Origin of the sequence: Rhodococcus sp. Leaf247 (genome assembly GCF_001426185.1) — a bacterium.
Lineage (GTDB): Bacteria > Actinomycetota > Actinomycetes > Mycobacteriales > Mycobacteriaceae > Rhodococcoides.
This window is the reverse complement of record NZ_LMRP01000001.1, coordinates 972,763-991,080: the sequence shown is the minus strand read 5'-3', so window position 1 is coordinate 991,080 and position 18,318 is coordinate 972,763. Positions and strand designations below refer to the sequence as shown.

General features: G+C 67.9%; 17 protein-coding genes. 11 read left to right on the top strand and 6 right to left on the bottom strand.

Annotated elements, in window-relative coordinates:
• Positions 1-2: 2 nt before the first annotated feature.
• From ASG64_RS04685 to purM, 4 genes are all read left to right on the top strand, one after another.
• On the top strand, positions 3-1,091 hold the full coding sequence (locus tag ASG64_RS04685) for an ABC transporter permease (protein ID WP_082042958.1): 1,089 nt from the start codon (positions 3-5) through the stop codon (positions 1,089-1,091).
• A complete protein-coding gene (locus ASG64_RS04680; RefSeq protein ID WP_042573893.1) occupies positions 1,091-2,050 on the top strand; it encodes an ABC transporter permease in 960 nt (319 codons plus the stop codon). Before ASG64_RS04685 ends, ASG64_RS04680 begins: the two co-directional genes overlap by 1 nt.
• Complete coding sequence (locus tag ASG64_RS04675; RefSeq protein ID WP_056070443.1) at positions 2,047-3,681, top strand: ABC transporter ATP-binding protein; 1,635 nt, start codon at positions 2,047-2,049, stop codon at positions 3,679-3,681. The genes ASG64_RS04680 and ASG64_RS04675 overlap by 4 nt, the downstream gene beginning before the upstream one ends.
• 71 nt (positions 3,682-3,752) lie before the next feature.
• Positions 3,753-4,838, top strand: coding sequence for a phosphoribosylformylglycinamidine cyclo-ligase (purM, locus tag ASG64_RS04670; RefSeq protein ID WP_056070442.1), 1,086 nt, complete (start codon positions 3,753-3,755; stop codon positions 4,836-4,838).
• 162 nt (positions 4,839-5,000) lie between these two features.
• Here purM and ASG64_RS04665 read toward each other — a convergent pair whose 3' ends face one another.
• The 3 genes from ASG64_RS04665 to ygfZ form a co-directional block, all read right to left on the bottom strand.
• Positions 5,001-5,189, bottom strand: a complete 189-nt coding sequence (locus ASG64_RS04665) for a DUF3073 domain-containing protein (RefSeq protein ID WP_042573921.1) — start codon at positions 5,187-5,189, stop codon at positions 5,001-5,003.
• Between the two features lie 122 nt (positions 5,190-5,311).
• A complete protein-coding gene (locus ASG64_RS04660; protein ID WP_056070438.1) occupies positions 5,312-5,974 on the bottom strand; it encodes an MOSC domain-containing protein in 663 nt (220 codons plus the stop codon).
• Positions 5,971-7,107, bottom strand: coding sequence for a CAF17-like 4Fe-4S cluster assembly/insertion protein YgfZ (gene ygfZ, locus ASG64_RS04655; RefSeq protein WP_056070434.1), 1,137 nt, complete (start codon positions 7,105-7,107; stop codon positions 5,971-5,973). The genes ASG64_RS04660 and ygfZ overlap by 4 nt, the downstream gene beginning before the upstream one ends.
• Positions 7,108-7,161: 54 nt before the next feature.
• Between ygfZ and ASG64_RS04650 the strand changes: the two genes are divergently transcribed.
• From ASG64_RS04650 to ASG64_RS04625, 6 genes are all read left to right on the top strand, one after another.
• The gene (locus ASG64_RS04650) at positions 7,162-8,022 is read left to right on the top strand and encodes an aminodeoxychorismate lyase (RefSeq protein WP_056070431.1); all 861 of its coding nucleotides are present in this window, start codon (positions 7,162-7,164) and stop codon (positions 8,020-8,022) included.
• 106 nt (positions 8,023-8,128) lie between these two features.
• Positions 8,129-9,604: a cytochrome ubiquinol oxidase subunit I gene (locus ASG64_RS04645; protein WP_056070428.1), complete on the top strand. Its 1,476-nt coding sequence runs from the start codon at positions 8,129-8,131 to the stop codon at positions 9,602-9,604.
• A 12-nt stretch (positions 9,605-9,616) separates the two neighbouring features.
• Positions 9,617-10,651 (top strand): cytochrome d ubiquinol oxidase subunit II, encoded by a 1,035-nt coding sequence (gene cydB / locus ASG64_RS04640; protein ID WP_042573919.1) that lies wholly within the window; start codon positions 9,617-9,619, stop codon positions 10,649-10,651.
• On the top strand, positions 10,648-12,324 hold the full coding sequence (gene cydD / locus ASG64_RS04635; RefSeq protein ID WP_056070426.1) for a thiol reductant ABC exporter subunit CydD: 1,677 nt from the start codon (positions 10,648-10,650) through the stop codon (positions 12,322-12,324). The genes cydB and cydD overlap by 4 nt, the downstream gene beginning before the upstream one ends.
• Positions 12,321-14,051 (top strand): thiol reductant ABC exporter subunit CydC, encoded by a 1,731-nt coding sequence (cydC, locus tag ASG64_RS04630; RefSeq protein ID WP_056070421.1) that lies wholly within the window; start codon positions 12,321-12,323, stop codon positions 14,049-14,051. Before cydD ends, cydC begins: the two co-directional genes overlap by 4 nt.
• Positions 14,052-14,351: 300 nt before the next feature.
• On the top strand, positions 14,352-14,648 hold the full coding sequence (locus ASG64_RS04625) for a hypothetical protein (protein WP_052493162.1): 297 nt from the start codon (positions 14,352-14,354) through the stop codon (positions 14,646-14,648).
• 3 nt (positions 14,649-14,651) lie between these two features.
• On the opposite strand, the gene ASG64_RS04620 is transcribed toward ASG64_RS04625, so the two are convergent.
• Positions 14,652-15,329, bottom strand: a complete 678-nt coding sequence (locus ASG64_RS04620) for an FABP family protein (RefSeq protein WP_056070418.1) — start codon at positions 15,327-15,329, stop codon at positions 14,652-14,654.
• Positions 15,330-15,612: 283 nt separating this feature from the next.
• Here ASG64_RS04620 and ASG64_RS04615 point away from each other — a divergent pair, with 283 nt between their 5' ends.
• On the top strand, positions 15,613-17,091 hold the full coding sequence (locus ASG64_RS04615; protein ID WP_235579484.1) for a cutinase family protein: 1,479 nt from the start codon (positions 15,613-15,615) through the stop codon (positions 17,089-17,091).
• 63 nt (positions 17,092-17,154) lie between these two features.
• On the opposite strand, the gene ASG64_RS04610 is transcribed toward ASG64_RS04615, so the two are convergent.
• A complete protein-coding gene (locus ASG64_RS04610) occupies positions 17,155-17,463 on the bottom strand; it encodes a DUF1416 domain-containing protein (protein ID WP_042573883.1) in 309 nt (102 codons plus the stop codon).
• A gap of 3 nt (positions 17,464-17,466) precedes the next feature.
• Positions 17,467-18,300 carry a sulfurtransferase gene (locus ASG64_RS04605; RefSeq protein ID WP_042573882.1) on the bottom strand — a complete coding sequence of 278 codons (834 nt, stop codon included), beginning with the start codon at positions 18,298-18,300 and terminating at the stop codon, positions 17,467-17,469.
• Between the last annotated feature and the right edge of the window lie 18 nt (positions 18,301-18,318).

Here is an 18,318-nt window from a genome sequence, read left to right as displayed (position 1 = left end):
CCATGGTCACCACCACGCCCGACGAGGCGTCGGTGGGGAAGCAGTCACGGGCGAGCGCGTCGTCACGCTACGGCGCGCTCGCCCGTTATCTCGTGATCCGGTTCCTGCTGATCATTCCCACGGCATGGATCCTGGTCACGGTCGTCTTCTTCCTCATGCGCGTTCTCGGCGATCCCATCAGTGCTGCCCTCGGTGGACGACTGCCCGCCGATCAGATCGCCGAACGACGCGCCGCGGCCGGTTACGACCGGCCGATCCTGGTGCAGTACTGGGAGTACCTCTCGGGACTGCTGCGCGGCGACTTCGGCCGTAGCGCCACCAGCAACCAGGAGATCAGCAGTGTGCTGATCACCAACGGTGCCGCCACGCTCGAACTCGCGTTCTGGGCGTTGCTCGTCGCCTTCGCCGTCGGGATCCCACTCGGCTTCTATGCGGCGACGCGTCGGGACTCGATCTCCGACGGCACGCTCCGCATCCTCGCGATCCTGTTCTACGCGGCCCCGGTGTTCTTCGTCGGCATGCTGCTCAAGCTGGTCTTCGCCGTGAAACTCGGGTGGCTGCCCGTCGCCGGCCGCGCAAGCACCAACGTCGAACTCGCTCTGCAGAACGTGTCACCGAAGACGAACATCCTGCTGATCGACTCGATCCTCTACGGCGAGCCGAGCTACACGGTCGACGTGCTGAAGCACGCCGTCCTCCCCGCCGTCGCACTCGGGCTCCTGACGGCCGGTGTGTTCCTGCGCCTCGTCCGAGTCAACCTGCTGCAGACGTTGCAGTCCGGATACGTGGAAGCTGCTCGTGCGCGCGGACTCTCGTCGCGCGTCGTCGCACGTCGGCACGCCTTCCGCAACGCACTCATTCCCGTCGTGACGGTGATGGGACTGCAGATCGCCATGCTGCTGGGCGGTGCCGTGCTCACCGAGACCACCTTCGAATGGCAGGGGTTGGGCTACCAGCTGGCCCGCTACCTGCAAGCCCGTGACTTCATCGCCGTGCAGGGCATCGTGACGTTCCTGGCGATCGTCGTGGCCGTCATCAGCTTCCTCACCGATGCCATCGTGGCGATCGTCGACCCACGAGTGAGGTTCTGATGAGTATCGAGGTCACCGTCGGCGCAATCGAGACCCCGAAACGACGCCGCGGTGTACCGGGTCTGTCGATCATCCGATCCAGCGCCGGGCTGCAGAAGGCGACCATCGTCATCGGCCTCGTCCTGGTCGCGCTGTTCGTGATCATGGCCGTCTTCGCGCCGCTGATCGCGCCGTACAGCTTCTCCCAGACCTCCTCCGACGGAGTCGAATTCGCACGTCAGGCGGCGCCGAGCGCCGATCACATCTTCGGTACGTCGGTCCGCGGCGAGGACGTGTTCTCCCGCGTCGTCTACGGCGCGCGCACGGCACTCCTGGTGATCGTGACGTCGCTGGTGCTCTCGATCGTGGTGGGTGTCCCGCTCGGTCTGATCTCCGGATACATCGGTCGATGGGTCGACCGCGTGCTGGTGCTGTTCATGGACGCGATGTACGCGTTCCCCAGTCTGCTTCTGGCGGTTGTCGTCTCGATCGTCGTGGCGGGTGGTCAATCCTCCAGCTTCGGCGGTGTCCTGTCCGCCGCCATCGCGATCACGGCGGTCTTCGTGCCGCAGTACTTCCGGGTGGTGCGCAACGCGACCGTGTCGGTCAAGACGGAGCCGTACGTGGACGCCGCTCGTGTGACCGGAGCCAGTCCGCTGCGCATCATGTTCCGCCACATTCTCGCCAACGTCACCCAGACGCTTCCTGTGATCCTGACGCTGAACGGCGCCGAGGCCATCCTCACGCTCGCCGGTCTCGGATTCCTCGGGTTCGGCATCGAGCCGACGTCCGCGTCCGAGTGGGGATACGACCTCAACAAGGCGTTGCCGGACATCTCCAACGGCATCTGGTGGACGTCGATCTTCCCCGGAACCGCCATCGTCCTGGTCGTGCTCGGCATGACCATGGTGGGCGAATCCGTCAGCGAGACACTCAATCCCGTTCTCCGTACACGTCGCAAGCAGAAGGACGCCTCATGACAGCGTCGACTCCGGCCGCCTTGACACTCGAGGCCCTGTCGGTCAGCTTCGCCACCGACGCGGGATCCGTCGACGCCGTGAAGGGCGTGAGTTTCCAGGTGTTCCCCGGCGAGGTGCTGGCCGTGGTCGGTGAATCGGGTTCCGGGAAGTCGGTCAGTGTGCGGTCCGCCATCGGACTGCTTCCCGACACCGCGAAGGTCGGGGGGTCCGTCACCGTCGGTACGCGCGAGGTCACCTCGCTCAGCGACAAGCAGTGGGCCGACCTCCGCGGCAACGCGATCGCGATGGTCTTCCAGGAACCGGGAAGCGCACTCGACCCGCTGTTCACCGTCGGCTACCAGATCGTCGAGGCCTTGCGAGCTCACGCCGGCCCCGACGGGAAGACCCGCGACAAGAAGGCCGCCCGAGCGCGTGCGATCGAACTGCTCACGATGGTCGGTCTCCCCGACCCCGAGCGGCGATTCGGCTACTACCCGCACGAGCTGTCCGGTGGTCAGAAGCAGCGCGTGATGATCGCGATCGCCATCTCGTGCGAGGCGAAGGTCATCATCGCCGACGAGCCGACGACGGCTCTCGACGTCACGGTGCAGGCGGAGATCCTCGACCTGCTGCGGGACCTCAAGGACCGGCTGGGGTGCGCGATCGTGCTGATCACCCACAGCATGGGTGTCGTCGCGGACATCGCGGACCGTGTCGTGGTGATGAAGGACGGCGAAGTCGTCGAGGAAGCCTCGGTGCACGATCTGTTCGAGGCACCGAAGGCCGACTACACGAAGAAGCTCCTGGCTGCCGTCCCGACGCTGGACCCGCAGATCTCGGACCGCACCATCGAGGACGAGGTCGTCCTGTCCGTGCGCGACCTGGTCGTGCAGTTCCCCGGCGGTATCGGACAGTCCGTCTTCCGCGCCGTCGACTCGGTGACGTTCGACCTGCACCGCGGCGAGACGTTGGGGCTGGTGGGGGAGTCGGGCTCCGGCAAGTCCACGATCGGCCGGTGCGTCGCAGCGCTGCAGAAGCCGACGTCCGGCGAGGTCGACGTGCTCGGGCAGGACATCGGCCGGCTCCGAGGATCGGCGCTGAAGAGTCTGCGCAAGCGTTTCGGGTTCGTCTTCCAGGACCCGTCGACATCGCTGAATCCGCGGCTGACGGTCGGCCAGTGCGTCGCCGAACCGATGATCGTGCACAAGAGCGGGTCCAAAGCAGAGATCGCACGCACGGTGACCGAGTGGCTGGATGCGGTGCAGCTGCCGAAGGGCACCGAGAAGCGCTACCCGCACGAGCTGTCCGGTGGTCAGCGGCAGCGAGCATCTCTGGCCCGCGCACTCGTGCTCAAGCCCGATCTGCTGGTCGCGGACGAGCCCACCAGCGCGCTCGACGTCTCGGTGCAGGCCGCTGTGCTGGACCTGTTCGAGGAACTGCAGACCGAACTCCGTTTCGCCTGCCTGTTCATCAGTCACGATCTCGCTGTCGTCGACCGTCTCGCACACCGGGTGGCGGTGCTGCGGGGCGGCGCCGTCGTGGAACTCGGCACACCGGGACGCATCCTGCGTGATCCGGCGGAGGAGTACACCAAGCGCCTCATCGCGGCCATTCCTCGCCCCGAGGTGACACGAGACCGTGGGGACCGATAGTCCTCCGGTACCGTTAGGGCCGCACTCGACCCGCACGGGCATCCCTCAGATCAGGCTGGAGCAGTACACCCATGACCGATGACACCCACCAGCACGGCGCCGGCGCCTCGTATGCAGCAGCGGGAGTGGACATCGAAGCCGGTGATCGCGCTGTCGAGCTGTTCGCGCCGCTGGCCAAGCGCGCGTCGCGGCCCGAGGTCATGGGTGGGCTCGGAGGGTTCGCCGGTCTGTTCGCCCTGAAGGGTGGCTACCGGGAGCCGCTGCTCGCAGCCTCCACCGACGGAGTCGGCACCAAGATCGCGGTGGCCCAGGCTCTGGACAAGCACGACACGGTCGGGCTCGACCTCGTCGCCATGGTCGTCGACGACCTCGTCGTCTGCGGCGCGGAACCGTTGTTCCTGCAGGACTACATCGCCGTCGGCCGCGTCGTCCCGGAGCATGTCGCGCAGCTGGTGAAGGGAATCGCCGACGGATGCATCCTCGCGGGATGCGCCCTGCTCGGCGGAGAGACCGCGGAACACCCCGGCATGATGGCCGACGGTGAGTACGACCTGTCCGCCACCGGCGTCGGCGTCGTCGAAGCCGATCAGGTGCTCGGACCGGACCGGGTCCGCCCGGGTGACGTCGTCATCGCGATGGGATCGTCGGGTCTGCATTCCAACGGCTACTCGTTGGCGCGCAAGGTCCTTCTCGACATCAGCCGTATGTCCCTGACCGGTCACGTCGAGGAGTTCGGCCGCACGCTCGGCGAGGAAATGCTCGAGCCGACGCGCATCTACGCCAAGGATTGCCTCGCGCTCGCCGCGGAGACCGACGTGCGGACGTTCTGCCACGTCACCGGCGGCGGACTCGCGGCGAACCTCGCGCGCGTCATGCCGAAGGGTCTGGTCGCGGAACTGGACCGTGGAACGTGGAGCCCCGCGCCGGTCTTCGCGATGATCGCGCAGCGCGGCCGCGTCGAGCGCGAGGAGATGGACCGGACGTTCAACATGGGCGTCGGTATGGTCGCGATCGTGGCGCCCGAAGATGTCGACCGGGCGCTCGCGGTGCTGACCGCACGCCACATCGAGTGCTGGACGCTGGGCACCGTGAAGAAGTCGGCCGACACCGGGACCGACGAGCGCGCAGTGCTGATGGGCAACCACCCGCGCTTCTGACAGACGAACAGATCGCCCGGGGCAGGATTCCTGTCCCGGGCGATTCTGTGTGTCCGATGACGACTACACGCACCACGCGCAACCGTGCGGGGCGTCCCGGATTCGGAACGCCCCGCACGGTTGCGGTGTGAAGAGTGGATGATCCCCGATCAGGGGGTGCGGTCAGCGCCGCCAGTCGTCGTATTCGTCATCGTCGTGCCGGGATGGCTCCCGGTCGGCGATGCCGTTGCGGTGCGAGTCGGGGGAACCTGCGAGCTCCTTCTGGAGACTCTCGAAGTCCGTGGACGGTGAGCTGTACTTGAGCTCACGTGCAACTTTGGTCTGCTTTGCCTTAGCCCGGCCGCGGCCCATGGCTAACCCCCTCGCGAATAGCGGGGCGGCCTGGGATTTTTTGGCGGCCCCGTCTGATTGTGTGTTCTTCCTGACCACACTCTAGCGTGCGAATCGGGTCTGCGCTTCCACCGGATCCGGTGTCACACCGACGATGTGCGCCGCGCCGCTCGCGCTGCCATGTCCCGAGCCTCCCGATACACCTTGGGGGCCAGGCCGGGGGTCTCGAGAAGGGTCGCCATCGCGTCCGCGGAGTCCCCGACGAACAGATCGCGGACGGTCACGCCATGATCGGGCACCATCGTGATCTCGATCGCATCACCCGCGGTGAGGACGCCCGGCCGGACCACGCGCAGGTATGCGCCGACGTCGGCGCGCTCGGTGAAACGCTTGACCCACGTCTGCTCCTGCGTCCACCGAGCGAATGCCGCGCACGGACGTCGAGGGATCGTGACTTCGAGGACGGCGGTACCCACCGACCACAGGGTGCCGACGACCGCGTCCGTCACGGGGATGCCGGTGACCCGGAGGTTCTCGCCGAAGTATCCGGCCGGAACGTCGCGAACCAGATCCACCGCCCAGCGCATCGCCTCGGACTCGTCGTAGGCGTACACGGCTTGATCGGCGCCGCCGTGGAACTTCGTGTCACAGGAACGATCGCCGTGCAGCCCGTTCTCGTCGACGGCGACCGGACCCTCGACCGCGCGCTTGTCGATGGCCGAGTCCACGACGGCGGGCCGTGAGATGGGATGGATGGTGTGCACGACGCACACCGACAGGACACGTCCCGTTGCAGCGCTCGTCACCGACCTCGCAGCCGATCCACGGCAGCGCGGCCCGCCTGCACGGCGGTGTCGGCCGTGTACGACTCGGGATCGATCGAGGCCGCGCACGGACCCGCGTCGAGCGTGGTGTCCACCGGAACCGCCCGCTTGATCTGCGCGAGGGCGATCGGGCCCAGCTCGAAGTGGTCGACGACGGTGCCGAGACGGCCCACTGCGCGTCCACCGACCGTCACGTCGTCACCGGTCTCGGGGCGGCCGTCGGCGGATCCGTCGAGGTGCAGGAGTACCAGGCGACGGGGTGGCTTGCCCAGGTTGTGGACGCGGGCGACGGTTTCCTGGCCGCGATAGCACCCTTTGTCCAGGTGCACCGCCCCGAACTCCGTGACACCGCCGATCCAGCCGACCTCGTGCGGGATCGTTCGGTCGTCGGTGTCGAGGCCGATGCGCGGGCGTCCGGACTCGACCCGCAGTGCCTCGAACGCCCAACTGCCGGCTTCGCGCGCACCGGCGACGACGAACTTGGCCCACCACTCGTCCAGCGAGGCCGCGGGGACCAGCACGTCGAACGAGTCGACGCGCGCCGGCCACGGCATCCTCCGGACGAACCCCGAGGACGGATCCCCGGGGACCAGAAGCGTTGCCTGATACGCGGCATCGGGAACCTCGGTGCCGACGGCGCGCAGGATCGACGGTGCCTTCGGTCCGAGCAGGGAGAGGACGACGAGTTCGGAGCCGCGCCGCGGGGCCGCCTTCGACCAGAACACCATCTTGGTGAGGAACGCCAGCAGATCGGGCCCCCGATCGGCCTCGGTGTCGATCCACGTGGTTCCGTCGATGTCGGTCATGACCATGTGGTGCTCGACTCGACCGTTGACGTCCAGGCTGAGATTCTCGGCGGACGAGCCGTCGGTCAACGTCGCGACCTGCTGGCTGGAGATCGTGTTCAGCCACGTCAGGCGCTCCTCGCCGGTGATGGCGATGACGAAGCGGGTCGAGCGGTCGATGACGGCTGCCGTGGTGGCAGTGGCGCGCTGCTCGCCGAACGGGTCACCGTAGTGCCATGCAGTTCCGCGGTCCGGTCCGTCGTCGGGAGATCGGACGGCACCCGGTCGAGCGAGCACGGATGAGGACGTCACTGCGGGAATCTCGGACACGCACCCAGTCTAGGAGCGCGTCCGGTTTCTTACCACGGCACTACCCTCGGGGTCATGACTTCACGAGTTGTGGTGACCCTCGACGGCGTCGTACAGGACCCGACCGCCCCAGTTCTGCATGCCGACGATCTCGGTGCGGTCCGTGGTGACGGCGTCTTCGAGACGATTCTGATCCGCGACGGGAAAGCGTGTCGACTCGACGCCCATCTGGCGCGCCTCGCCAGTTCGGCGGACATGCTCGATCTCGACGAGCCCGACGCCGAGGCATGGCGCGCGGCGGTGTCGGTGGCCGTGGCGGAGTGGGAGCGGACCGGGTCCGGTGAAGGCGCCATGCGCCTCTATCTGAGCCGCGGCCGGGAGTCGGACTCCGGCGGGGCGCCCACCGGGTTGGTGACGGTCTCCGAGGTCTCGGAGAGAGTGGCGCGATCGCGCGCGAAGGGCGTGTCGGCGATGACCCTGTCTCGCGGCTACTCCATCGATGCGGGGGAGACGTCCCCGTGGACGCTCCTCGGCGCCAAGACGCTGTCCTACGCGACCAACATGGCGGCACTGCGGCACGCGGCCCGTGCCGGCGTCGACGACGTGGTGTTCCGCAGCACCGAGGGGCACGTGCTCGAGGGGCCACGGTCGACGGTGCTCTCGATCACGGGCCGCCGCATGGTGACGCCGCCCGTCGAGCACGGTGTGCTGCGCGGAACCACCGTCGACGCGTTGTTCGAGATCGCCGGGGACGCCGGCTTCAGCACCGAGCACGCACCGCTGCGCGTCGCGGATCTCATTCTCGCGGACAGTGTCTGGCTGGTGTCGTCGGTGACGCTCGCCGCGCGCGTGCACACGCTCGATTCCACGACCTACCGCGAGCGGCCGACCGACCGCATCGTGCGGGACCTCGTGGACGCCGCCGTCATGCGCTGACGCCCGGGTAACGGTGCACACATTCCATCGCCTACTACTACGCGTAGTAGTAACGTCTGCGTCGTAGGCGGAGTCCCGCCTCGCCGCCGACGAGAAGAAGCTGGGCATGGACGCACTCGATGTCTCACGATGGCAGTTCGGAATTACTACCGTCTACCACTTCCTGCTGGTTCCGCTGACCATCGGACTCGCTCCGATCGTCGCGGCGATGCAGACGATGTGGGTGATCACCGGCAAGGATTCCTGGTATCGGCTGACCAAGTTCTTCGGCAAGCTCTTCCTGGTCAACTTCGCTCTCGGTGTCGCCACCGGCATCGTCCAGGAATTCCAGTTCGGTATGAACTGGTCGGAGTACTCGCGCTTCGTCGGCGACGTCTTCGGTGCCCCGCTCGCTCTCGAAGGCCTGGTGGCCTTCTTCCTCGAGAGCACCTTCCTCGGTCTGTGGATCTTCGGGTGGCAGCGCCTGCCGAAAGTCGTTCACCTGGCCACGATCTGGCTGGTGGCCATCGGCGTCAACGCGTCCGCGTACTTCATCATCGCGGCCAACTCCTGGATGCAGCATCCGGTCGGCGCCGTCTACAACCCGGACACGGGCCGTGCCGAGTTGATCGACATCTGGGCAATGCTCACCAACAACACCGCGCTGGCAGCCTTCCCGCACGCGGTCGCCGGATCCTTCCTCACCGCAGCGACGTTCGTCGCCGGCATCGCCGGGTGGTGGATGGTCCGCAGTGCACGGCAGGGTGAGACCGGCCCGACATCGCAGGCGCGCACCATGTTCCGTCCGGCCGCGCGCATGGCGTTCGTGGTCATGATCGCATCCGGCGCCGCGCTGGCGATCACCGGCGACATCCAGGGCAAGCTGATGTTCGACCAGCAACCGATGAAGATGGCGTCCGCCGAATCGTTGTGCCACACCGAGACCGGTGCGTCGTTCTCCATCCTGACCATCGGCACCCACAACAACTGCGACAGCGTCCAGCACATCGTCGCGATACCGGGACTGACGTCCTTCCTTGCCGAGAGCGACCTGAACGCGACGGTGCAGGGAGTGACGGAGCTGCAGCAGCAGTACGAGCAGCAGTACGGCCCCGGCAACTACCGGCCCAACCTCTTCGTCACCTACTGGGCATTCCGCATGATGATCGGTCTCGCAGCGGGTTCGGCCGTGCTCGCCCTCGCCGGTCTGTGGGTTACTCGTGGGGGCCGGGTCCCGGATCAGCGGTGGTTCTCCCGGTTGTCGATCCTGGCGATCCCGACGCCGTTCCTGGCCAACAGCGCGGGATGGATCTTCACCGAGATGGGACGCCAGCCGTGGATCGTCGCGCCGAATCCTACGGGTGTCGACATGATCCGTCTGACGGTCGACCAGGGCGTCTCCGACCACCCGGTCGGCCTCGTTCTCACATCCCTGATCACCTTCACGGTTCTGTATGCGGGACTCGGCGCGGTCTGGTTCCTGCTGATGAAGCGCTACGTGCAGGCGGGACCTCTCGAGCACGACCGGCATCCACACGACGACGACCGCGACGACGACGGCAGCGACGACGCCGACGCGCGTCCCCTGTCGTTCGCCTACTAGGAGGAGATGGACATGGGTACACCCGAGTTCTGGTTCGTCGTCGTGACCGCGTTGTTCGTCGGATACTTCGTCCTCGAGGGTTTCGACTTCGGCGTCGGCATGCTCATGCCGATCCTGGGGTCGTCGCGGCGAGAGGACGGCGAGACCCGGCGGCGAGTCGTGCTGAACACCATCGGTCCGGTCTGGGACGGCAACGAGGTCTGGCTCATCACGGCGGGAGGAGTGCTGTTCGCGGCCTTCCCCGAGTGGTACGCGACGCTCTTCTCCGGCTTCTACCTGCCGTTGCTGCTGATCCTCGTGGCGCTCATCCTCCGCATCTGCGCTATCGAGTACCGCGGCAAGATCGATGATCCGGTGTGGCGTCGGCGGTGCGACCTGGGTATCGGTATCGGGTCGTGGGTGCCTGCCGTGCTGTGGGGCGTGGCCTTCGCCAACATCGTCCGTGGTGTCGCGATCGACGCCGACAAGAAGGTGACGTCCGGACTGCTCGACCTGCTCTCGCCGTACGCCCTGCTGGGCGGCGCGACGACGGCGCTGCTGTTCGCGTTCCACGGCGCCGTGTTCATCGCGCTGAAGACTGCCGGCGAGGTACACGACGACGCGTCGACTCTTGCTGCCCGGCTGCTCCTTCCGGTCGCCGCGGTCACCGGGGTGTTCGCGCTGTGGACCCAGGTCGCACACGGCAAGGGGTGGACATGGTGGCTGGTCCTCGCGGCGGTCGCCGGGCTCGCGGCGGCTGCGTCCGCTCTCGCTCGCGGGCGTGACGGGTGGGCGTTCGTCGGAACGACGGTGACCATAGCGAGCGCGGTGCTGCTGCTGTTCTGCTCGCTGTTTCCCGATGTCATGCCGTCGACGATCGACGACGCGTTCTCGCTGACCGTCGACAACGCATCGTCCTCGGCCTACACGTTGCGCATCATGTCGTGGCTGTCGGCGATCGTCGCGCCGGTCGTGCTCGCGTACCAGGGTTGGACCTACTGGGTGTTCCGCCGCCGCATCGGGTCACAGCACATCCCGCCGTCGATCGGTCTGACGAGGGCGCCGTGAGCACGCGGTCGGGTCCGATAGATCCTCGCCTGTGGACACGGTCCGCACCGGTCCGGCGCTACCTCGTCGGGTCGGTGGTCTTCTCCTCGGTGACCACCGCCTGCGTCATCGTCGTCGCCGTCATGGTCGGCACCGTGCTGGGCGGAGCGATCACCGACCCGTCGCGTCGTGATCCCGGCGCCTGGACTGCCGAGCTGGTCGTCCTCGGATGCGCCGTCGTCGTTCGCAGCATCGCGACGTGGGCGAGGTCCCGGTACGCGCAACGGTCCGCGCTCCGGGTCGTGCGTGGTCTCAAGGCCGACCTTCTCGATGCCGCGACCACTTGTCGCGACCTCCGCGGGGTGGACGATCGTGGTGAGTGGACGACAGTGCTCACGCGGGGACTCGACGGACTGGCGCCCTACCTCACCGACTACCTTCCGGCGTTGGTGCTGACAGCAATCGTCACTCCCGCAACGGTTCTCGTCATCGCCCTCGTCGACCCCCTGTCCGCGGTGATCGTCGTGGTGACCCTGCCGACGATCCCGGTGTTCATGGTGCTCATCGGGCTCCTGACGCGCGGCCGATCGCGTCGGACACTGGATGCGATGGCGCGACTGTCCGCTCGGACGATGGATCTGCTGGCGGGCATCCCGACGTTGCGCGCACTGGGCCGTCAGGACGGACCCGCGGCGCGGATCGCCGAGCTGGGAGAGAGCCACCGACGTCGGACCATGTCGGCGCTGCGCGTCGCCTTCCTGTCGTCGATGGTCCTCGAGCTGCTCGCGACGCTCGGTGTGGCGCTCGTCGCGGTGACGATCGGCCTGCGACTCGTGTACGGCGAGATGGGGCTGACCGCCGGTATCATCGCCCTCGTCCTGGCACCCGAGGTCTACCTCCCTCTCCGTGCGCTGGGCAGCGCGTTCCACGCCTCCGAGGACGGGACCGAGGCCGCCGGTCGGGCCTTCGCCCTGCTCGAATCCACCGAGGGCTCTGCACGTCCCGGCTTCCGCACGCAGGCACCGCCGACCGGTGCCCTCACCGTCGAGCTCACCGGAGTATCGGTGCGCGGCCGCGACGGGTGGGCGCCTTCGGGTGTGGACGCGACGTTCCGGCCCGGCGAGGTGACCGTCCTGACCGGTGCGAACGGCACCGGCAAATCCACGATTCTCGCGACCATCCTGGGTCTCGTGGAACCCGACGAGGGCCGCGTCGAGCTGATCTCGTCCGACGGTCGACGTCTCGACCTGTCGAGGGTGGACCTGGAGACCTGGTGGGACCGTGTCGCATGGCTCCCGCAGCGGCCGGCGATCGTCGCCGGAACTGTCGCGGACAACCTCGACCTCGGGGCGGGTGGAGACGTCGACGCGGCGGCGCGCGCCACCGGATTCGACCGTGTCCTCGCGACGCTGGAGCACGGACGCTCGACCGTGCTGGGTGCAGGGGGAGCCGGCTTGTCCCTCGGGGAGGCGCAACGACTTGCTCTGACGCGGACTCTCGCGTCCGCCGCGCCCGTGCTGCTCCTGGACGAACCGACTGCTCACCTGGATCCGGAATGTACTGCACGCGTGCTCGAGTCGCTCGTCGCGGCGGCGCGATCCGGCCGCACCGTCGTCGTGGTGGGGCACGCGCCCGAGTTGCTCGCGGTCGCGGACGGTGTCGTGACGGCGAGCCGACCGGCGGTGCCGGCATGAACGACCTCGTGAGGGCTGTGCGTCTTCTCGACCTCGAGCCGCGCAGGATGATCCGCGCCGTCCTGGCGGGAGTCGCGACGCTCGGCAGCGCGCTCGCGCTGTCGGCGCTGTCGGCGTGGCTCATCACGCGGGCATGGCAGATGCCCCCGGTGCTGCACCTGTCCGTCGCCGTCGTCGCGGTGCGCGCCCTCGGAATCACTCGCGGCCTGTGCCGCTACCTCGAGAGGTTGGCGACCCACGATGTCGCGTTGCGAGGAATGGTGTCGGCGCGGTCCTCGCTGTATCACATTCTTGCGCAGGGGAATTCGTCGGCCTCCGTAACTCTGCGACGGGGAGATCTCCTCGTGCGTACCGGCGCCGACGTGGACGCCGTCGGCGACGTGGTGGTGCGCGCGCTCGTCCCCGTCGCGGTCGCGTCGGTGATCTCGGTCGCGGCGGTCGGTGTGGTCGCCGTGTGGTCGCCCGCAGCCGCGACGATCCTCGCCGCAGCACTGTTCGTGTCCGGTGTCGTCGCGCCGTGGCTCGCGGGTCGGGCCGAGACGGCGTCGGCGCAGGCCCTGCTTCTCGCGCGGGCCGACTATGCGGGACATGCCGTCACGGCCGTCGACCACGCCGCCGAATTGCGCGTCTCGGGCCGTCTGGCGGACGTCCGACGCCGGGCGGACGAGGCGGACGCGGCCGCCGCCGCAGCGCAGGATCGCGCCGGAACGTGGTCCGCGTTGTCCGCTGCGGCGACGCCCCTGTCGATGGGGGCCGCCGTTCTCGGAGCGCTCATCACGGGCATCGCGGCCTACGGGAGCGGAACGGGATTCTCCGGGGGTGCCGATCCGACGGGCCTGGCCGTCGTCGTCCTCGTGCCCCTCGCGGCCTTCGAGGCGACAGGGGCCGTGCCTGCGGCGGCTGTCGCTCTGGTGCGAGGCTCCGCGGCGGCCCGGCGCATCATGGCTCTGGTCGACTCGGCGGGCCCCGGACACGCGGCCGCCGATCGGTCGGTCCCCACCGGGGATGTGAGTCTCGAGGGGGACGCCGTGGTCGCCGGCCGCGGGCGCGCCCACACCGCGCCTGTGTCGCTGCGTCTGGAACCCGGTGCGCGCATAGCGATCGTGGGCCCGAGCGGCATCGGCAAGTCGACTCTGGCCATGACACTCGCCGGGCTCGTGCCGGCGATCTCGGGGGAGGTGCGCGTGGCGGGTCACCCGATCGACGACGTGCCCGAGGACTGGTTGCGCGCCGAGGTGACCTACTTCGCCGAGGACGCACACGTCTTCGAGACGACCGTGCTGGAGAATCTTCGGGTGGTGCGCGGCGACCTCACCGAGCGCGACGCTCTGGACGCCGTGCAGCGAGTGGGTCTCGGTGACTGGGTCGAGACCCTGCCCGGGGGACTGCACACCCTGCTGGAAGGCGGGGATCGAGCGATATCCGGCGGGCAGCGTCGTCGACTGCTCCTGGCGCGGGCGGTGGTGTCGCGAGCGTCGGTGCTGGTCGTCGACGAACCCACCGAGCACCTGGACGACGCATCGTCGGCTCGGCTTCTCTCCGCGGCGCTCGACCCCGCAGGCGGACTGTTCGAGCCGGAGCGGTCCGTCGTGGTCGTGACGCACAGTCCGGTACCGAATGGTGTGCGCACACTCCACGTCCGCGGCGAGGCCCCTGCCGGCGCGGTCCGGACATCGTCTGTTCGCTCCGAGAAAAAGCCGTTGCAGAGCGCGCTGTTCCACGCGTAGCGTCGTCAGTACACGAGAGAGGAGGTGGTCTGGAATTGTATGACTCTTGGACGCGTGAGGTGGCTGCCCGCTAGCCGCACCCGCTGACGGATATCACTCACCGCGCGAGCGGCGGGCGAATACCAGGCAGCTACCCGACCCCCGAGCCCTCGGTCCGTCCAGACCGAGACCCGTACTCCCGCAAGGGTGTACCGGTAGGGCTCGGGGGTCGCGTCATGTCCGGGGTCGATCGGGACCATTACCGACGACGGTCTTTCCCGTTCTGCCGAGGCGACGCCGACGGTGTGTCAGTGTGGGTGCATGACTGACGACCGCAGCAGCGAGACCACCGAGACCACAGAGTCCGACGATGCCGACACGACCACGTCGAACGAGGACACGGTGGGCCCCGAGTTGACGCAGGAGGACCTCGACCGCGCCGGCGAGAAGATGGACGGACTGAACGACCGGTACAAGACGGGCGCCCGCGAGACGGTCACACTGCCGGGCACCAACGGCACCGTGTCGGGAACCGCGTTCGCCGACTTCGATCCGGAGAAGGCCGACTCCGACGACGAGTCGTCCTCGAAGGACGATGCCGAAGCGAGCGCTGAGTAGAGGTCAGCCGACGTAGCGGGCGAGGCGTGCGGACAATCGGGGGGCGAGATCGCCGTCCGGTCCGACGCGCTCCTCGACATACGCCAGATCGCCGCCGTCGACGATGCCGTACAGACGCTTCGCCCCGCCCACGAGCGCGGCGGAGGTGGTGCGGATGACGACGTCGGTGGCCAACTCCCACGACGACTGTGTCAGCGCGCGCCCGTAGTAGAGCTCGATGAGGCCGGTCGCGTGTGTCAGCAGAAGCTCGAGAGTTTCCTCGTCCTCGGCACCCGCGATGCCGGATCCGCTGACGCGCCAGAAGCCGGACTCGCGAAGATCCTCGGCCGTGTAGGCGCCGTCGGCGTCGGTGCGCCAGGTCCGGGACTCCCACGTCAGGTACGGGCCGCCGTCGTGACTCACGATGATCTGCTGGCCGAAGGTGTAGTCGCCGTCGGCGTCATGTCCTTCACCGTCGCCCCGCCACACGCCCACGAGGGGGAGGAGGGCCAGAACGGAATGCGAGATGTCGACGCCGAGTCGCAGATTGGCGGTGTCGTCGGTCGCCGGAAGGTCGGGGAGCACCGGGATGTTGCGACCCGCAGTCTCCTTGGCCCGATCCTCGGCGCGCGCTACTGCCTCGTCACCACTCAGGCGTGGCGATGCGCTGCCGGACCGGCCGTCGTCGAACGGACTGCTCACGACTCGTCGGTGACCAAGCGGTAGACCACGTACAGGGAGAACCAGGCGATGAGAATCGACGCCAGCACCAGGAGTACCTCGAAGAAGATGACCACGTATCGAGTGTAGACCGCGGCGCGTCGGTCGTCGTTCCTGGCCCGGGCGCCCGACTGTTCGGGCCGCAGACCTTGTGACCGATGACAAGCTCGCGTCGGTCCGAACGGCCGCCGGGTTGCATAGGGTCGGAGCGTTCCGATGTCGGAACTGCAGATACGTGGTCGGAGAGGTGCCGGTGAAGAGGGTCATGGAGTCGAGGACGGGGCGGATGTCGCCCGGTGGAGCCGCCACACGAGTGTTCGCCGTGTGTGCGACGGCCCTGCTGGCGGTGAGTGTCCTGCAGACGTCCGTCGCCGCGGCCGCCCCGATCACACCGTCGGATCCGCTCGGCCTCGGCGACGACCCGGTCGAGTCCGTACTGGACACGTTCGGCCTGGGAAACAAGGTCGACCAGGATCCGAACAACTACGCCTACGACTGCCCCGATGTCCTGATCGTCGCGATCACGGGAGCGACCGACTCGGAGTCGGACAGGAATCCCGTCGACGAGGTCGACCGACTGCCGTGGTCGAACTGGGTCGGCAACGTGACCGTTCCGACGGGTGAGGCCAACGCCGAGTACCCCGGACGCGTCGGGTGGGTCTACGTCCCCTATGCCTCCGAGTACGGCGTCGCGGTGGCCGATCCGGTGCCCACCTACCAGGAGTCGGTGCGCGAGGGCCTGAGCACGATGACCCGGATGATCGACGAGAACAAGACTGCGTGCGGGACGTCGACGAAGTACGTCCTGCTCGGCTACAGCGTCGGCGCCGAAGCGGTCGAACGTCTGGCCGTCGACATCGGGTCACGCCCGTCGACGGCCCACGTCACGTCCGACGACATCGCCGGGGTCGCCCTCGTCGGCGATCCCTACCGACCCGCGGGCACCGCGTCGTTGGACAAGCCGGGACCTCCCGGGGGCGGCTTCATGTCCTCGGAGCCGAAGGACTACGGAACGCTGACCGACAAGATCCGGTGGGCCTGCCGTCCGATGGACATCGCCTGCGACGCCCCCGAGAATCTGGGCGTACTCCCGTTGGCGCTGAACGTGTTCGGGCGCATGCACTTCACACTTCTCGACCCCGCACGGACGGTCACCGAGTTCGCCGCCGTGTCGTCCGACGTGGCCGCGCGCACCATCGCGCACGTGTTCTCCGACCCCGGATTCGCGACGTCCGACGAGTCCGTTCTCGACGTCATGCTGCGCGTGTCCGACCGCACCGAACCCACCGCCGACGAGCCTGCGCCGTCGCCGCAGGAGATGTTCGACGCCGCGCAGTGGGCCATGGGACCGGGCCGCAGTGTCGTCGAGGCGAAGCTGGCGGCCGAAGCGAAGGGTTTCGCCGCGGACAACGCGGACATCCCGCAGCTGTGGGAGAAGCCGTACATCGAGCTCGGGTTCCTCCAGCACCTCTACTACTGGGACAACTTCCCGGACAACGGTAGGGACTGGGAGAGCGAGAAGCTGATCCGGTGGATCACCGACATCGCGAGGGACGAGAGTGAGAAGCCGCCGGTGACCGAGCCGGCCGTCCCGCCGGCAGCCGACGGCGTCGGGGCTCCCCGGGTGATCCCCCCGGTGGCCCCCGGGTACCTCGCACCGCCGGCCACGCCGACGGAGACCGTGCCGTCGACATGGGAAGAAGTGCTGAAGTCGCTCGGACTGCCGCCCGAACCCGGCAAGTAGAGACGAACGCGAAGAGCCCCGCCCGAGAACTGCTCGGGCGGGGCTCTTGTCGATCGGAGGCGGTCAGGCGCCGATGGCGATCTCTGCCTCGTGAAGTCCGGCGGACTCGGGGGAGATGGTGACGTCGCCGTTGCCACTGGCGGACAGGGCGCGCAGCGTCCACGTGCCCGGCGCAGCGAAGAACCGGAAGTCACCGGTTCCCGATGCGACGACCTCGGCGGTGAACTCACCGGTGCTGTCGAGCAGACGCACGTACGCGCCGCCCACGGGCTGGCCGTCCGACTTCGCGAGGACGCGGCCGGTGATGACCGTTTCCTTCTCGATGTCGACGCCGGCCGGAAGGGTCTGTCCCTGAACTGGTGCTCCGCACATGTCTTACGCTCCCAACTCGATCGGTGCTCCGACGAGGGAGCCGTACTCGGTCCAGCTGCCGTCGTAGTTCTTGACGTTGTCGTAGCCGAGCAGCTGGGTCAGTGCGAACCAGCTGTGCGACGAACGCTCGCCGATGCGGCAGTACGCGATGGTGCCCTTGGCGGGATCGATGCCGACACCGTCGTAGAGCTCCTTTAGTTCCTCGTCGGACTTGAAGGTGCCGTCCTCGTTGGCAGCCTTGCTCCACGGAACGTTGACGGCTCCGGGGATGTGGCCCGGACGCTGGCTCTGCTCCTGGGGGAGGTGCGCCGGCGCGAGGATCTTGCCGGAGTACTCGTCGGGGGAGCGGATGTCGAGGAGATTCTTGGTGCCGATGGCGGCGATGACCTCGTCGCGGAACGCGCGGATCGACAGGTCGGGAGCCTCGGCCTTGTACGACGTGGTCTCGCGCGAGACGGCGTCGGTGCTGAGCGGACGACCGTCCAGTTCCCACTTCTTGCGGCCGCCGTCGAGCAGACGAACGTCCTTGTGGCCGTACAGCTTGAAGTACCAGTACGCGTACGCGGCGAACCAGTTGTTGTTGCCGCCGTAGAGGATCACGGTGTCGTCGTTGGCGATGCCGCGGGTCGACAGCAGGTCGGAGAACTGCTCCTGGTTGAGGAAGTCGCGAAGGACCGGATCCTGGAGGTCGGACTTCCAGTCGAGCTTCACGGCACCCTCGATGTGGCCGGTGTCGTAGGCGCTGGTGTCCTCGTCGACCTCGACGAACACGGTCTTGGGAGCATGCAGGTTCTGCTCGGCCCAGTCGGCAGTGACCAGGACGTCGGAGCGAGCCATGTGGTTCCTTTCGATTCT

Bases quoted from the DNA above. Each gene is read 5' to 3' on its own strand.
- ASG64_RS04685 (WP_082042958.1), top strand. From the start codon at position 3: ATGGTCACCACCACGCCCGACGAGGCGTCGGTGGGGAAGCAGTCACGG.
- ASG64_RS04680 (WP_042573893.1), top strand. From the start codon at position 1,091: ATGAGTATCGAGGTCACCGTCGGCGCAATCGAGACCCCGAAACGACGC.
- ASG64_RS04675 (WP_056070443.1), top strand. From the start codon at position 2,047: ATGACAGCGTCGACTCCGGCCGCCTTGACACTCGAGGCCCTGTCGGTC.
- purM (WP_056070442.1), top strand. From the start codon at position 3,753: ATGACCGATGACACCCACCAGCACGGCGCCGGCGCCTCGTATGCAGCA.
- ASG64_RS04665 (WP_042573921.1), bottom strand. From the start codon at position 5,189: ATGGGCCGCGGCCGGGCTAAGGCAAAGCAGACCAAAGTTGCACGTGAG.
- ASG64_RS04650 (WP_056070431.1), top strand. From the start codon at position 7,162: ATGACTTCACGAGTTGTGGTGACCCTCGACGGCGTCGTACAGGACCCG.
- ASG64_RS04645 (WP_056070428.1), top strand. From the start codon at position 8,129: ATGGACGCACTCGATGTCTCACGATGGCAGTTCGGAATTACTACCGTC.
- cydB (WP_042573919.1), top strand. From the start codon at position 9,617: ATGGGTACACCCGAGTTCTGGTTCGTCGTCGTGACCGCGTTGTTCGTC.
- cydC (WP_056070421.1), top strand. From the start codon at position 12,321: ATGAACGACCTCGTGAGGGCTGTGCGTCTTCTCGACCTCGAGCCGCGC.
- ASG64_RS04625 (WP_052493162.1), top strand. From the start codon at position 14,352: ATGACTGACGACCGCAGCAGCGAGACCACCGAGACCACAGAGTCCGAC.
- ASG64_RS04615 (WP_235579484.1), top strand. From the start codon at position 15,613: ATGGAGTCGAGGACGGGGCGGATGTCGCCCGGTGGAGCCGCCACACGA.
- ASG64_RS04610 (WP_042573883.1), bottom strand. From the start codon at position 17,463: ATGTGCGGAGCACCAGTTCAGGGACAGACCCTTCCGGCCGGCGTCGAC.
- ASG64_RS04605 (WP_042573882.1), bottom strand. From the start codon at position 18,300: ATGGCTCGCTCCGACGTCCTGGTCACTGCCGACTGGGCCGAGCAGAAC.